This window comes from Nocardiopsis coralliicola (assembly GCF_054779695.1).
In genome coordinates this window covers 1-14,044 of the sequence record NZ_BAAGXT010000025.1, presented here as the reverse complement: position 1 = coordinate 14,044, position 14,044 = coordinate 1, and the positions used below count along the sequence as shown (strand labels likewise).

Genomic DNA, 14,044 nt, shown 5'->3' with positions numbered 1-14,044 from the left:
GGCTACACGAGCCGCAGGTTGGAGAACCGGGCCCGCGCGGACCGCACCCCCACCCCGAGCACCAGGCCGCGGAACGTCGCGTCCGTGGCGGTCACCGTCGCGGGGGACGACGCCGTATCGACCCGCCGGAACGCGATCGTCGTGGGCATCACCGTGATCTCCACCGTCACCCGGGTGGGCGCGGTCGGGGACACGGTGGGGGCGGGAGAGGTGGCTCCTCCGAGTTTGGTTGCTCCGGGCTTGTCGCACCGGTAGAGGTCCAGGTTGCCGTTTGCCCTGACCAGCAGGTTGTAGGAGTAGAGGTTCTGCTCCACGTCGCTGTACCCGGCGTCGGACTCGGATAGGAGGATCTGCGCCGAGTTCGATGACGCGGGCGATTCCAGGATCTCCACGTCCGCCCGCAGGGTGAACGACTCGGGCAGGACCGGTCCATTCCCGCATGCGCGGGAGCCACTCAAGACCGTGTTCGCGGACAATGCGCGAACCCGGTCCATTCCCGCATGCGCGGGAGCCACGATATCAACGCCTACGGCATCAACATCCGGCTCGGTCCATTCCCGCATGCGCGGGAGCCACATGAACTCCGCGAACAACGACAATTCGCAGCCCGGTCCATTCCCGCATGCGCGGGAGCCACAAGAGCCTACCTGCGACGACGCGCGGCGTTATCGGAAAGATGCAGCGCCTGACCGCATCATGGCCACATCGCGCGGGCGCAGCGGGAACGATGGGTGCACGGTGCCCTCGATGACGACCGCATCCGGGCCTTGTGCCCAGACCGGCCCGAGCGCACAGTGGGCAGAAAGCCCGGAAGGGAGCCCCGAATGGCACTGCGGGTCGTGGACCGAATCAGCCCGACCGGTGATGAACCCGACGAGGGACCGCCCCCCGATGAAGTCGAGCGCACGGAGCAGGACGAAGACGAGGCCGCCGAGGACGGGCCCGACTGGGCCTGACAGAGCCCATCACATCAACCCGCCGGGGCCATCCGGCCAGCGGTAGAGCGGCGACCGGCCTCATCGGTCCGGGCGGCTCCCCGACCGCACTTCCCGCCGGGACATGTTCGCCCTGGGGCCCTGGTTCACCACCGGAGCCGCCGCGGGCCGCTCCCGCCTGCGCGGGGAGCCTTCCCTTGGCTTCAGCCGGGCCGGGGCGGGATCCTGTCGGGGGCGGCGAGAGTGCGGGAGGGCCGATGGGCGGCGGGCATACGGAGAGCGGTCCGATCGGGGACGGGCTGGTCTGGTACGCCGGCTACGGGGCGAACGCGGCGTGGGAGCGGTTCGCCTGCTACGTGGCCGGAGGCACGCCGCCGGGCGGCACGAGGGCCAACCCCGGCTGCCGGGACCGGACACCGCCGCGCGCGCAGGCGGCGGTGTGGCTGCCCGGCGGCGTCTACTTCGGGCTGGATTCGCCGATGTGGGGCGGCGGTCTGGCGATGCTCGACGCGGCGCTGCCCGGCGCCGCCCCCGCCCGCGCCTACCTGGTCACCGCCGGGCAGTTCTCCGACATCGCCGCCCAGGAGATGTACCGGGCGCCCGGCGCGGGGCCCGACCCGCGGGAGGCCCTGGCCACCGGCCGAGCCGTACTGGGTGAGGGGCGCTACGAGACGCTTCTGCTCTGCGGTGCGATCGGCGGCCGGCCGCTGCTGACGTTCACCGCGCACTGGCCCGCCGGCGCGGTCGAGCACCGCGCGCCCTCGGCCGCCTACCTCCGCACCATCGGCCGCGGCCTGGCCGCCGTACACCGGTGGGGCGCCGAGCGAACCGGCGCCTACCTCGCCGGCCGACCGGGGGCGCGGGGCACCTGGAGCGCAGCCCAGGCCGCTGCTCTTCTCGAACCGGGACAGGGCGCCGGCTCCGGAGCGCCCGCCGGAAAACCTGTTGCGCCGCCCGCGCCGCCTCGCGTTTGATGGTCGGCGCAGGTGGTGGCGCAGGTGAGCGCCGCACACCGCCTGCGTCCCTAGTCCACGGCGCGAAGGAAGCGTGACGCCACTATGTGCAGTAAGCGGTGGGGAACCCCCCGGGAAGCGACCCCCGTCTCTGACGCGAGGGCGCTCACGGCCCGGTAGCGCGCGGCGATCCGGCCCCGCGGAACCCGACCCGGACGGGCGGGCGTCCGCAGCGGCGGCCGCAGTGCGCCGAGTCCCTGTCCACTGCCCTTGCGGCGGAGGCGGTGCGGATCACGACGACCGTTCCCGTATCTCTCCGCGAGGAGTCCCCGTGTCCCCACGACACGATTCCGCACGATCGCGCCGTCCGCGCGGTCCAGAATCCTTCCGCTGCGCCCACTGCCGCCTCGATGTCGCGATGGACGCTCCCGGTACCCGGCACCGCAACCACTGCCCGCAGTGCCTGTACAGCAAGCACGTCGACGACGACGTCCCGGGCGACCGGGCCGCCGACTGCGGCGCGCGCATGGAGCCGATCGCGATCTCGGTACGCGGCAATGGCGAATGGGTGATCATCCACCGATGCTCCCGCTGCGACGCCCTGTCGGCCAACCGCAGCGCGGGCGACGACAACCCGCTGATGCTCATGCGCATGGCGACCCGGCCGCTGGCCGCTCCGCCGTTCCCGCTCGAGCACTTGGCACAGCTGTAGCGGAAGCGCCCTGAGGCACGCCTGCACCGCGGGCCCGGCACGTTCCCGCGCCGGGCCCGCGGCAGCTTCCGGCCTCCCCCGATCCCGGCCGCATCCGGCCACGGCCTCGCCCTCCCTCCATTGGATAGTCAAACTATCCATTAACGGAGAGTTCGACTATCCAATTGGAGGCCGCCGTGGCCCGAAAGACCCTGAGCCGCACCACCCACCGCCACGAGGGCGAGCTCGTCGTCTTCCTCATCGGGATGACGATCAACCGCCCGCACCGCCCCGACCAGTGGCTTCCCCCCTTTCGCGCGATGCCGGCCATGCTGCGCGAGCTGTCCGCCGACCCCGACTCCGGCATGCTCGGCTACCGGCTCACCCTGGAGGGCGGCCACCCCACGGTGATCCAGTACTGGAACTCGCTGGACAAGCTCTACGCCTATGCGAGCGACACCCAGGCGAAGCACCGGCCCGCATGGCGCGCCTTCAACCGGAGGGCGGCACGCGCGCCGGGCGCGGTCGGCATCTGGCATGAGACCTACCTGGTGGCCCGCGCCGAGTCGGTCTACAGCGCCACTCCGCCGATGGGACTGGCCCGGGCCACCGAGCAGATCCCGGTACGCCGGTCAGCGGCCGCCGCCCGGGAGCGCATGCGCCACGGGGCGACGTATCAATAATTGAGACACGAGTTCCATACTCCGGGCATCCGGGTTAGGTTCCGACCATGACCGGACCCGCATGGAACGCCCACCTGTACGACACCCGGCACGGCTTCGTCGCCGCCTACGGCACGGAGCTGATCGGCGCGCTCGCGCCGCAACCCGGCGAGCGCATCCTGGACGCGGGGTGCGGCACCGGCGAGCACGCGGCGCAGCTGGCCGAGGCGGGCGCCGACGTGGTCGGCGTGGACGCCAGCGCGGAGATGGTGGAGCGGGGCCGCGCCCGCTTCCCCGGCCTGGATCTGCGCGTCGGCGACCTGCGCACCCTGGAGGAGTCCGGCTTCGACGCGGTGCTCAGCAACGCGGTGCTGCACTGGATTCCGGAGGCGGGCCGCGCGGCCGCCGCCCTCGCGGGCGCGCTGCGCCGCGGCACCCGCCTCGCCGCCGAGCTGGGCGGGGCCGGAAACGTCGCCGCCATCGAGGCCGCGGCCCGCGCGGTCCGCGCTGAGCAGGGGCTGCCCGCGCCCGCGTCGCCGTGGTACTTCCCGGGGATCGCCGAGTACACCGCGGTCCTGGAGGGGGCCGGATTCGAGGTGGTCGAGGCGCGGCTGTTCGAGCGGCCGACGCCGTTGGACGGACCCGACGCGCTCACCACCTGGCTGGACATGTTCGCGCCGCACCTGACCGCGGGCGCCCCCGAGCCGGCCGCCCTCGGCGAGCGGATCGCCGAGCGGCTCCGGCCGGACCTCTTCCGCGGCGGGCGCTGGTACGCCGACTACCGGCGGCTGCGGATCCGCGCGGTGCGCACCGGCTGAGCACCGCCGGCGCCGCTGCCTGCAGCCGGGGCGCCCGCGTCCGCGCGGCCGCCCGCGAGCGGCGCGCGGAGTGCACCCCCGTGGCGCACCAGCGCCGCGGCCCAGGACACCGCGATGACCGCCCCCATCACGATGCGCGAAGTGAGCAGGTGATCCGGGGGATAGAGGGTGCCGGTGAGGTAGTGGTCGATGAAGCCGTTGTGCATGACCGGCTGGCCGAGGCCGGCCCGGGCCCAGTTCTCGATCTCGGTGAGGAAGCACGGCCAGCCCACGATGACGATGCCGAGCGCGTAGGCGGCGACGGCCGCGTGCAGGACCAGCAGGCGCGGCCAGCGCCAGGCGAGGAACCCGCCGAAGACGACGAAGGCCAGGAACGCGAAGTGGAGGGCGGCAGCGACCGTGCCCGCGGTGGTGTAGAGCATGCTCCGACGCTAGATCCGGCACGTCAGCGCAGCATCGGTATGCGTACTCAGTTCCCGGTGCAGGTCCTGCTCGACCGCCGGCGCCCCGGCCCCCGTACCCTCACCGGGCGCGCTGCGTCACGGCGATGCATGCCAGGACCGCCAGGGCCGCCGCCGGAGCCGCCGGCGGCAGGGCCTCACCCAGCAGGACGACCGCCGCCGCCATGGTCAGCAGCGGCTGCGCGAGCTGCACCTGCCCTGCCCGGGCGACGCCGATCCGCGCCATGCCGGCGTACCAGGCGATGAAGGCGCCGAACTGCCCGGCGAGGGCGAGGTAGGCCACTCCGGCCAGGGCGAACGGCCCCGGGTCGGCCGGCTCGGCGGACAGGCCGAACGCGGCCACCGCGCAGCCGGCCGGCAGGCAGGCCACGAGTGCCCAGGCGATGACGTGCCCGCCCGGCATGCGCCCGGCGAGCCGTCCGCCCTCGGCGTAGCCGGCGGCGCAGACCGCGACCGCGGCCACCAGCAGCAGGTCGGCCGCTCCCGGTGAGAAACCCGTCCGGACCAGGGTGAACGCGGTGATCACAACCGCGCCGGCGACTGCGGCGCACCAGAACAGCGGCGAATGGCGGATGCCGCTGCGCAGGGACGCGAGGGCGGCGGTCGCCAGCGGCAGTGCGCCGATCACCACGGCCGCGTCCGCGGTCGCCGTGGTGACCAGCGCGAGTGTGGTGAGTAGCGGGAAGCCGAGCACGCAGCCCACCGCCACGACAGCCAGGCCGGGCAGGTCGGCCCGCTGCGGGCGCGGCGCCCGCACCGACCAGAGGTAGAGGGCTGCCGCGGCGCCGGCCAGGGTGGCGCGCAGGCCGGTAGTGGTCCAGGGCCCGAACCCGGTGAAGGCCCACTGGGTCGCCGGCAGGATCAGCGAGAAGCCGGCGACGCCGAGCACCGCCGCGAGCGTTCCGGTGCGGACCGCTACCGAACTCGGAACGGTAGCGCTATTATCTACTCTCATGAAAAAGAGTAGCAGTGTGGGCGATCTGGCGGCGTCTCTGCGCCAGGAGCTCATCCGCTACTCTCCTGGCGAGAAGCTGCCGTCCAGCCGGAAGCTGGTCGAGCGGTTCGGTGTCAGCCCGGTGACGGTGTCCCGTGCGGTGGCGCTACTGGCCGCAGAGGGGCTGGTCACCACGCGGCCGGGTGCCGGGGCGTTCCGCGCCCGGGCCGGCGGTCCGGCCCGGGGCGGCGACACCTCCTGGCAGGAGGTCGCCCTCAGCGCAGAGCCGGCCGGAGCCGGCGGCGAGTCGCTGCCCCGCGTCGTCGACGACAGCGGCGTGCTGGCGACGCTCACCGCTCCACCGCCGGGGACGGTCAGCTTCAGCGGCGGCTATCTGCACTCGGCGCTGGTCCCGGAGCGCGCCCTCAGTGCGGCCCTGGCCCGCGCCGGCCGCCGCCCCGGCGCCTGGGACCGCCCGCCCGTCGAGGGCGTGGCGGAGCTGCGGCACTGGTTCGCGCGCGAGATCGGCGGGGCGTCCGGGCTGCTCGACGCCTCCGGGGTCCTGGTCACCGCGGGCGGGCAGAGCGCGCTGGCGACGGCGCTGCGCGCTCTCACCCCACCCGGCGCTGCCGTGCTGGTGGAGTCGCCGACCTATCCGGGGCTCCTGGCGGTGGCGCGCGCGTCGGGCGCGCGCCCGGTTCCGGTGCCGGTCGACGCCGACGGCCTGCGCACCGACCTGCTCGCCGAGGCGTTCGCGTCGACCGGCGCCCGCGCACTCGTGTGCCAGCCGCTCTTCCACAACCCGACGGGGGCGGTACTCGCGCCGCACCGCCGCAGCGAGGTCCTCCGGATCGCGCGCGATGCGGGCGCGTTCATCGTCGAGGACGACTTCGCGCGCCACCTCGCCCACGCCGACTCCGGCGCGCAGCCGCCGCCACTGGCCGCACAGGACGAGCACGGCACCGTGGTGCACGTGCGCTCGCTGACCAAGGCGACGTCACCGAGCCTGCGGGTGGGTGCGCTCGCCGCGCGCGGCCCGGTGGTGCGGCGGCTGCGCGCCATCCAGGTGGTGGACATGTTCTTCGTGCCGCGACCGCTCCAGGACGCCGCGCTGGAGCTGGTCTCCTCTCCCGCGTGGGGCCGCCACCTGCGGGCGGTCGGGACGGCTCTGGCCGAACGGCGCACCGCGATGGCGTCGGCGCTGCTGGCCGGCCTCCCCGAGCTGCCGGCCCCGCACCTGCCCGGAGGCGGCGGGCACCTGTGGCTGCACCTGCCGCAGGGGGCCGACGAGTCCGCCGTCGCTGCGGCAGCGGCGCGGGCGGGCGTCGCGGTCGCCCCCGGACGCCCCTTCCACCCTTCCGAGCCGCCGGGCCCGCGGCTGCGCCTGTCCTTCCTCGGCACGGCGGGCACCGCGGAGATCATCGACGGTGTGCACCGCCTGCGCACCGCTCTGCAGCAGGCGGGGGCCCTCTGAGCAGGCGCGCAGCAGCGGCTGCCCGGCCCTGCGGCCGCGCCCCGCGGGCAGCACAGCCGTGGCGGAGCCGTTGCGGAGGCCGCCGATCCGTGGTCGCGGCCGTTGACACCGCCGCACGGATGACACTGCCGGATACGCGGCAGCACACACCTGCCACCGGCCAATGGGGCGGTCCAGCCCCCGCAGAATGACGGAGCAACGGAATCGGATCCGATTTCCCCGGGCTGCCGGAACCCGATTCTCCGCCCCCGCTCCGGACGTCAATCATTATGCCGATTTTCAGAACATACGCCCGAAATGACCACGGAGCACCATTGCCGAAATGCGCCGCCCGGCCGCCTAGCCCCCGGCAGAAAAAACGGACATGCGGCAATAATCGGCATTCCCGGGAAATTCACCGTACACCTGCCATACTGCACCGGCAGAGAAACACGGCGGGGCCGCACGGGGGGAACGGTGCGGCCCCGCCTGACCTGACCGCGCGGGGGGAAGCGCGGGCCGGCCGGTCACCACCGGACCGGACGGCTCAGGGTGAAGTACACCCCGCACGCCGGGCTGGTCAGGACACCCCACTCATCGGCGAGGACGCTGATGAGTGAGACGCCCCGGCCGCTCTCACTGAGGGGGTCGGGAGCGGCCGGGGCGGGCTCGGTCGCAGCACCGCCCGCATCGTGGACCTCGATGCGGGCGTGCCGCCCGGATACCGCGACGACGACGGCGAACGCACCGTTGGGTGCGCCCGACCTGGTGTGCGCCACGGCGTTGGTCACCGCTTCGCCGACGAGCAGCCGTACCGTCTCGGCGGCATCGGGACCCAGCCCTGCCAGTGCGCGGGCCGCCCAGTCCCGGGCGGTGCGCACGTTCGGCCCCGTACCGGCGAACCCTCGGACGAACCGCGAGGCCAGCACGCACCCGCGCGCCGGGGGGCGGCGCGGGTGCGCCAGTCGCGGTGCCATGGATCGCTCTCCTGCCGGTCTGCCTGCCCGCCGTGCGGGGCCGAATGCAGCAACCATCCCGGCTCCGGGCTCCGCGGGGCCAGCGATTACACGGAAATGGCGAGCTTCGTTTTTCCAAGTAGACTCTCGTCGAATAATTGTGCTGAACTGTAGAGATGGGCGACCACGTCAAGGAAGAGTGGCTGCGCGTCGGGCGCGTCATTCGCCGGATCCGCACGTCTCGGGGATTTTCACTCGAGCAGCTGTCGAAACGGCTCACGATCTCGCCGGCGATGATCAGCGCGATCGAGCGCGGCGTCAGATCGTGCAAACCAGACATTGCAGAACAGATTGATGCGGCGCTCGCCACAAACGGGGTCGTCTCGCGGATGCTCCATTCCACTGGCGGGGGCATTCCGGAGTGGTTCCGCGACATCGACCGGCTGCAGCGCAGCGCCAGCGAGATCCGCCAGTTCCAGCTGGGCCTGGTGCCCGGCCTGCTGCAGGTGGAGGGCTATGCCCGGGCCCAGTTCCAGTCCGGCTACCCGCGTTCGCCGATGTCGCACATCGACGCCCTGGTCACCGGCCGGATGGGGCGCCAAGCCCTGCTCTGGGCCGACGACCGGCCGCAGCTGCTCGTGGTGCTGGACGAGGGCGTGCTCTCGCGCCCGGTAGGGGGATACGCGACCTTGACCAAGCAACTCGACCACCTCCTCGACGTGGGCGCGAGCAGCAACATCACGATCCAGATCGTGCGGCTCTCCACCGCGCCGCACCCCGGGCTCGACGGCAGCTTCCAGCTGCTCACCGTGGAGGGCCGCCAGGTGGTGGTGCTGGAGACCCGCAACAAGTCGCTGCTGGTGGAGGACCCGCGCGACCCGGATGCCCCCGCCGAGTACGCGGCGGCCTTCGAAGACCTGCGCGCCGTGGCCCTGCCACCCGCGGAGTCGGAGGACCTCGTCAGAAAGGTCCGGGAGAGCCTTGACTGAACACCTCGCCTGGCACAAGAGCACCTACAGCAGCTCCAAGGGCGGCGACTGCGTGGAAGCCGCCCCGGACCCGGTCCGGGGCGGCCCCCACGGGGTGCTGCTGCGGGACAGCCGCCATCCGCTGCGGGCGGTGCTCCGCCTGCCGCCCGCAGAGTGGGCGGCCTTCGTCTCCGCCGCTCAGCAGCGGCGCCTCTAGGACCCTTCCGGCCAGAACTTCCCGCGGCGCGCTGCCCGGCCCCGGACCCGCGCGATCAGCCCGCCGCGGCGGCACCCTCCAGCCGAATGAACCGCGCCGCCGGCGCCCCGGCACCGGATGCACCGCACCGCCCGGCGGTACGGCCGCGCCCCCGCCGCGCCCGGCGCCCCGCCCTCCCTGCGGCGCGCGCCGGCCCCGCACCGATGCTCCGCCCGATCGGCGCCGAATCCGCCGCTTTCCCTTCCTTTGTGCAGGTCAACGGTTCCACGTGGAACATCGCAGGCGGCCTGTAGACGGACGCCGCCCGGATGCGCCAGGATGTCGCCTCCGCCCCGACCCGAGCGGAGCCATCGATGACGACTCTGGTGACCGGCGCCACCGGCACTGTCGGACGCCATGTCGTCCGCGCCCTCCTCGACGCGGGCGAGGAGGTCCGCGCGCTGACCCGGCGGCCGCGCACCGCCGGGCTCCCGCGGGGGGCCGTCGCCGCCGGCGGCGACCTCACCGACCCCGCGAGCTGGCCCGCAGCCCTGTCTGGTGTCGACCGCATCCACCTGATCAGCCTGCACGACGCCGCCACCGTCGCTGCGGCGCCGGCCTTCGCCCGGGCGGCCGCGCGCGCCGGGGTGCGCCGCGCCACCGCCGTTCCGGGCGGAGGCGACGAGTACGCCGTCGAGCAGATGCGGGCAGCCGGCGTGCCGACCGTGCACGTCGAGCCGTGGGAGTACATGGCCAACACCCTGGAGTGGGCCGGCGCGGTCCGCAGCGAAGGGGCCGTCTACGAGCCCTTCGCCGACTTCCGCAGCTCCGTGGTGCACGAGGCCGACATCGGCGCGATGGCCGCCGCGCTGCTGCTGGGCGACCACCCCGCCGACCGCATCTACGAGGTGACCGGGCCGGCGGCGCTGAGCCGCCGCACACTGGTGGAGCAGCTCGCCGAAGCGCTCGGGCGGCCGCTGCGGCTGGTCGAACTCGGCAGCGCCGGGGCCCGGGAGCGGTGGACCGCGGACGGGGCGATGCCGGCGGAGGTCGCCGACTGGCTGCTCGACGTGCGCGCGGAGGGATCGGGGATGGACCACGTGACCGGCGACGTGCTGGAGGTCCTCGGGCGGCCCGCTCTGCCCTACTCGGCCTGGGCGGCCGACCACGCCGCCGCGTTCCGCTGAAGGGCTGCAGCGCGCTGCCCGGACTGCGTCCGGCGCGCTACTGTTCCCCCACCGCGGGGGACGGCCGCGGGGAGAGGGGGAACCCGATGGGCGAGGCGATCGACACCCGCGTGCCGCACAGCGCGCGCATCTGGAACTACTGGCTCGGCGGCGACGACCACTACCCCGCCGACCGGGCGATGGGCGAGCAGATCCGCGGGTTCTTCCCGGAGATCGCCGACAACGCCCGGGCTGACCGGGCGTTCTTGGCCCGTGCGGTGCAGTACATGGCGGCCGAGGCGGGGCTCCGCCAGTTCCTGGACGTCGGGTCCGGCCTGCCCACCGCCGACAACACCCACCAGGTCGCCCAGCGGTGCGCTCCGGAGGCCCGCACCGTCTACACCGACCACGACCCGCTGGTCCTCGCCCAAGCGGACCGGCTGCTGCAGAGCACCCCGGAGGGCGCGGCCGCCTACGTGCACGCCGACTTCCGCGACCCCGACCGGATCCTCACCGAGGCGGCGCGCACCCTCGATTTCGACCGCCCGGTCGGGCTGATGCTGCTCGGCGTCGCCAACTTCGTCGAGGACGGCGCCGAGGTGCGCCGTGCCATCGGCCGGCTGTCGGCCGCGCTGGCCCCCGGCAGCCACGTGGCGATCAGCCACCCCACCGCGGTCGTGCACCCCGAGCGCGCCCGCGAGGTCGTGCGGGTCTGGAACGAGAGCAGCACGCCGAAGCTGACGGCGCGCACGCCCCAGGAGATCGCGGCGATGCTGGAGGAGCTGGAGATCCTGGAGCCCGGTGTCGTCTCCTGCACCGAGTGGCGTCCCGGGCCGGACGGCTCCGCGGAGCCGGTGGACGAGTTCTGCGCGGTGGCCCGCAAACCCTGACCTTCGGCGCCGCGATGTCCGCCCCCGGCGGTCCGCCCCGGTCTGCGGCTCCGGGCACGCCGGCGCGATACTGGCTCCATGAGTACCGGCCTGAGCGGCGGAGCGCGCCGCGATGACACGTCCTCCGAGGCCCCGCCCGCCGCCGGCAGCAGCGTGCGCCGCACCGCGGGCGGCTCCGCGTGGGACCTGGAGCGCACCTGGCTCAATACCGCACAGTACGGCATCCCTCCGCTGCACGCCCGGGCCGCGCTCGACGAGGCGCTCTCCGGCTGGGGCTCCGCCACCGCCGCGCCCAGCGACTGGGACGCCGCGGTGGAGCGCACCCGGGCCAACGTGGCGGCCATCGCCGGCGCACGGGTGGACGACACCGCCCTCGGCGCGGCAACGTCGCAGCTGGTGGGCGTGGTCGCCGCGTCAGTGCCGGACGGTGCGGAGGTGCTGCTGCCGGAGGGCGAGTTCACCTCGGTCGTGTTCCCCTGGCTGGCGCAGGCCGACCGCGGTGTCACGGTCCGCCGCGCGCCGCTGGCGAAGCTCGCCGAGGCGGTGGAACCGGGCACGCACACCGTCGCCTACAGCCCCGTGCAGTCGGCCGACGGAGCGATCGCCCCCGCGGCGGACATCGCCGCGGCCGCGCGCGCCGCGGGGGCGCGGGTCGTCGCCGACGTCACCCAGGCCGCCGGCTGGTATCCGCTGGGCGGCATCGGCGCCGACGTGCTGGTCGGTTCGGCCTACAAGTGGCTGATGGCTCCGCGCGGGCTGGCGTTCGCCGTGCTCACCCCGCAGGTCCGGGCCGCACTGCGCCCGCAGGCCGCCAACCCCGCCGCGGCCGCGGTGCCGGCGTCGTCGTTCTACGCCGCGGACATGGAGCTCGCCGCGACGGCGCGCGCGTTCGACGCCGCACCCAACTGGTTCGCCGGGGTCGCCGCAGCGCAGAGCACGGCCGCGCTCGTCGCAGCGGGTGTGGAGCAGGTGGGCGCGCACAACACGGCGCTGGCCGACCGCTTCCGCGGCGAGCTCGGGCTGGAGCCGCTGGGCTCGGCGATCACGGCGATCGACCTGCCGGGCGCCGCCGAGCGCCTGTCCCGCGCCGGGATCACGGTGACCGAGCGCGCGGGCCGGACACGGCTCGCCTTCCACCTGTACAACACCGACGACGACGTGGACCGCGCGGTGCGCGCACTCCGGTGACCCGGCGTGCCGGCTCCGCCCCGGTCGCCGGGCGCGGCCGGCGCTCCACCGCGGTGCCCGGCGGAACCGCCGGAAGCTGCGGCTACCTGCTCACCGGCGCCGCAGCAGCGATCCGGCAGGCACCCGGGGCAGGGGCTAGCGGCAGGGTGCCGCCCGCCATCTGCGCCCCCTGGGGGCAGTGCCAGAGCGTCCGGGCGTTGCGCACCCCTGAGGCGGTCAACGGTCCTCCTCGGGGAGCAGTGAGGTCGCGAGGCGGAGGGTAGGGCGGCTCATCCGGTGGCGGTGTGCGCTGAGGAAGTCGAGCAGGCGGCCCTGGTCGATCTTGCCGACCTCGCGCAGCGCGGTTCCGACCGGTCGGGCGACCAGGTCGCTGGGATCGTCGAGCAGAAGGCGGGCCAGGGCAAGCGGATCGTCGAGATCGCTCTGCCGGATGAGCCAGAAGGAGGCGGTGATCGCCGTGCGGCGCTCGATCGGGCGTGCCGACCGGGCGAGCTCGAACAGCGGCCGGCGCGACTTGTCGAGCAGGTACCAGCCGACCACGCGGGGAGCGGCCCGATCGACGAAGTCCCAGAGGTTGATGAACTCGTGGTTGCCCAGATAGGTCGCGTAGAGCCGGTGCCGCCCGTCGTCGTCCAGGTCCCGGCGCCGCGCCTTGAAGTCGAGGATCGAGACACCGACCATACGCACTTCGTACCACCTGCTGCAGAGCAGGCCGGCAACATCGGGCAGGTCGATGTCCGTCCACTCCTTGGCGGTGTCGAACACTTGCTTCATCCGCACACCGATCGCGTCCACACCGCTCTCGGCCGGTAGCCGCTTGGCGATCTTCTCCCGCTCCGCGGGGCTGTGCAGGCCGCGCAAGGCCGCGTGAATCCGGGCATGGGGATCGGTCAATGCATCGCCTTCTGTCGCCGTCGGCCGGGGGTTGTTCCCGTCTTCGCTCGATTACTGGCGTGGATGATGTGCGGAGGGCTGTGGCGTGTACTTTCCCGGGAACGGTGCAGAATACTGCCGGCGCGCCGGTCCTTCCCCTCGGGAGCTGCCCCACCCGGGCCCCTGCCCTCCGCTCCGGGACGTGCTGACCGGGCCCGCGGTTGCGGAGCGTGACCGGATCGCGCGCCGCCCGCTCGTCCCCGACGCAGCGGCTGGGGCGGCTGCGGCACCGTTGCGGTGCTGCGCCCGGAGCGCCGGGCGGGACCCGCCGCACCTCAGGGGGCATGGGATAACGCCTGGTGAAAGCTTTCCTAGCCGCGCATCTGCCGGGCCGGGAAGCAAGCTCTCGACCGGAATCGGACGCGGGCCGGCCGGACGCGATCGGCGCCCGGCGGCGGGACCGGGCGCGACGCGCCGACGGACACGAAACGTCACTGATCCGTCACATTCGCGGTTCTGATGTTCATTGCGTGGGGGTTGGAACCGTCCGTCCCCCATGGCGGGATGGAGCACGGTCCCGCACCGCCGCCCCAGCGGGCGGCGGGCACCCGCCGAGTCCCAGGAGCGCGCATGCCGGGAGTCCCGCACCCGCAATCCCCCGCTTCCCCGCCCACTCCGCACCGCCTGCCCGCCGCCCTCGCCCCGCCCCCGCGGCTCCCCTCTAGAGCGCCCTCCCTGCTGGTTCCCGCCCTGCCCGCCCCGCTCCTGTCCGCCCCGGGCGGTACGGGCGCCGTCCCGGGAACCGGGCGCTTCGGCGCCACGCGGCGCGCCGTGCTGATCGGCGGCGCTGCCGCCGCGGGCGCGGCCGCGCTCGGCATCGCCGCCGCGCCGCCCGCCCGA

The 14,044-nt window shown here is 74.1% G+C and carries 16 protein-coding genes and 2 pseudogenes; 13 read left to right on the top strand and 5 right to left on the bottom strand.

The annotated features are described in order from the left end of the window. Positions 1 to 2 precede the first annotated feature (2 nt). A complete protein-coding gene (locus tag ACYVGT_RS17490) occupies positions 3 to 392 on the bottom strand; it encodes a hypothetical protein (RefSeq protein ID WP_460859610.1) in 390 nt (129 codons plus the stop codon). Positions 393 to 824: 432 nt separating this feature from the next. On the opposite strand from ACYVGT_RS17490, the gene ACYVGT_RS17485 reads away from it, so the two are divergent. From ACYVGT_RS17485 to ACYVGT_RS17465, 5 genes are all read left to right on the top strand, one after another. Then, positions 825 to 956 (top strand): hypothetical protein, encoded by a 132-nt coding sequence (locus tag ACYVGT_RS17485; RefSeq protein WP_460859608.1) that lies wholly within the window; start codon positions 825 to 827, stop codon positions 954 to 956. A 236-nt stretch (positions 957 to 1,192) separates the two neighbouring features. Then, positions 1,193 to 1,909, top strand: coding sequence for a histone deacetylase (locus ACYVGT_RS17480; protein WP_460859606.1), 717 nt, complete (start codon positions 1,193 to 1,195; stop codon positions 1,907 to 1,909). 73 nt (positions 1,910 to 1,982) lie between these two features. Next, positions 1,983 to 2,600, top strand: coding sequence for an RNHCP domain-containing protein (locus ACYVGT_RS17475; protein ID WP_460859605.1), 618 nt, complete (start codon positions 1,983 to 1,985; stop codon positions 2,598 to 2,600). A gap of 176 nt (positions 2,601 to 2,776) precedes the next feature. Next, positions 2,777 to 3,262 (top strand): DUF4188 domain-containing protein, encoded by a 486-nt coding sequence (locus ACYVGT_RS17470; protein ID WP_460859603.1) that lies wholly within the window; start codon positions 2,777 to 2,779, stop codon positions 3,260 to 3,262. 47 nt (positions 3,263 to 3,309) lie between these two features. Further along, a complete protein-coding gene (locus ACYVGT_RS17465) occupies positions 3,310 to 4,059 on the top strand; it encodes a class I SAM-dependent methyltransferase (RefSeq protein WP_460859601.1) in 750 nt (249 codons plus the stop codon). Here ACYVGT_RS17465 and ACYVGT_RS17460 read toward each other — a convergent pair. Both ACYVGT_RS17460 and ACYVGT_RS17455 read right to left on the bottom strand, forming a co-directional pair. Then, positions 4,020 to 4,481 carry a DUF2784 domain-containing protein gene (locus tag ACYVGT_RS17460; RefSeq protein ID WP_460859599.1) on the bottom strand — a complete coding sequence of 154 codons (462 nt, stop codon included), beginning with the start codon at positions 4,479 to 4,481 and terminating at the stop codon, positions 4,020 to 4,022. The genes ACYVGT_RS17465 and ACYVGT_RS17460 overlap by 40 nt on opposite strands. A 100-nt stretch (positions 4,482 to 4,581) precedes the next feature. Continuing rightward, positions 4,582 to 5,475, bottom strand: a complete 894-nt coding sequence (locus ACYVGT_RS17455; RefSeq protein ID WP_460859597.1) for an EamA family transporter — start codon at positions 5,473 to 5,475, stop codon at positions 4,582 to 4,584. Between ACYVGT_RS17455 and ACYVGT_RS17450 the strand changes: the two genes are divergently transcribed. Further along, positions 5,474 to 6,928 (top strand): aminotransferase-like domain-containing protein, encoded by a 1,455-nt coding sequence (locus ACYVGT_RS17450; RefSeq protein ID WP_460859593.1) that lies wholly within the window; start codon positions 5,474 to 5,476, stop codon positions 6,926 to 6,928. The two genes, ACYVGT_RS17455 and ACYVGT_RS17450, sit on opposite strands and share 2 nt — an antisense overlap. A 506-nt stretch (positions 6,929 to 7,434) precedes the next feature. Here the strand turns inward: ACYVGT_RS17450 and ACYVGT_RS17445 are convergent. Continuing rightward, a complete protein-coding gene (locus ACYVGT_RS17445; RefSeq protein WP_460859590.1) occupies positions 7,435 to 7,884 on the bottom strand; it encodes an ATP-binding protein in 450 nt (149 codons plus the stop codon). Between the two features lie 155 nt (positions 7,885 to 8,039). On the opposite strand from ACYVGT_RS17445, the pseudogene ACYVGT_RS17440 reads away from it, so the two are divergent. The 6 genes and pseudogenes from ACYVGT_RS17440 to ACYVGT_RS17415 all read left to right on the top strand — a co-directional run. Continuing rightward, positions 8,040 to 8,228 (top strand): annotated as a pseudogene (locus ACYVGT_RS17440) (helix-turn-helix domain-containing protein); the annotation flags it as partial. Between the two features lie 24 nt (positions 8,229 to 8,252). Continuing rightward, positions 8,253 to 8,852, top strand: a complete 600-nt coding sequence (locus ACYVGT_RS17435; RefSeq protein ID WP_460859757.1) for a DUF5753 domain-containing protein — start codon at positions 8,253 to 8,255, stop codon at positions 8,850 to 8,852. Next, positions 8,845 to 9,048, top strand: coding sequence for a DUF397 domain-containing protein (locus ACYVGT_RS17430; protein ID WP_460859588.1), 204 nt, complete (start codon positions 8,845 to 8,847; stop codon positions 9,046 to 9,048). The genes ACYVGT_RS17435 and ACYVGT_RS17430 overlap by 8 nt, the downstream gene beginning before the upstream one ends. Positions 9,049 to 9,401: 353 nt before the next feature. Further along, complete coding sequence (locus tag ACYVGT_RS17425; RefSeq protein WP_460859586.1) at positions 9,402 to 10,214, top strand: NmrA family NAD(P)-binding protein; 813 nt, start codon at positions 9,402 to 9,404, stop codon at positions 10,212 to 10,214. Positions 10,215 to 10,300: 86 nt separating this feature from the next. Then, a complete protein-coding gene (locus ACYVGT_RS17420; protein WP_460859584.1) occupies positions 10,301 to 11,083 on the top strand; it encodes an SAM-dependent methyltransferase in 783 nt (260 codons plus the stop codon). Positions 11,084 to 11,161: 78 nt separating this feature from the next. Further along, positions 11,162 to 12,271 carry an aminotransferase class V-fold PLP-dependent enzyme gene (locus tag ACYVGT_RS17415; RefSeq protein WP_460859582.1) on the top strand — a complete coding sequence of 370 codons (1,110 nt, stop codon included), beginning with the start codon at positions 11,162 to 11,164 and terminating at the stop codon, positions 12,269 to 12,271. A 216-nt stretch (positions 12,272 to 12,487) separates the two neighbouring features. On the opposite strand, the gene ACYVGT_RS17410 is transcribed toward ACYVGT_RS17415, so the two are convergent. Next, the gene (locus tag ACYVGT_RS17410) at positions 12,488 to 13,165 is read right to left on the bottom strand and encodes a DNA alkylation repair protein (RefSeq protein ID WP_460859580.1); all 678 of its coding nucleotides are present in this window, start codon (positions 13,163 to 13,165) and stop codon (positions 12,488 to 12,490) included. Between the two features lie 609 nt (positions 13,166 to 13,774). Between ACYVGT_RS17410 and ACYVGT_RS17405 the strand changes: the two are divergent. After that, positions 13,775 to 14,044 (top strand): annotated as a pseudogene (locus tag ACYVGT_RS17405) (hypothetical protein); the annotation flags it as partial.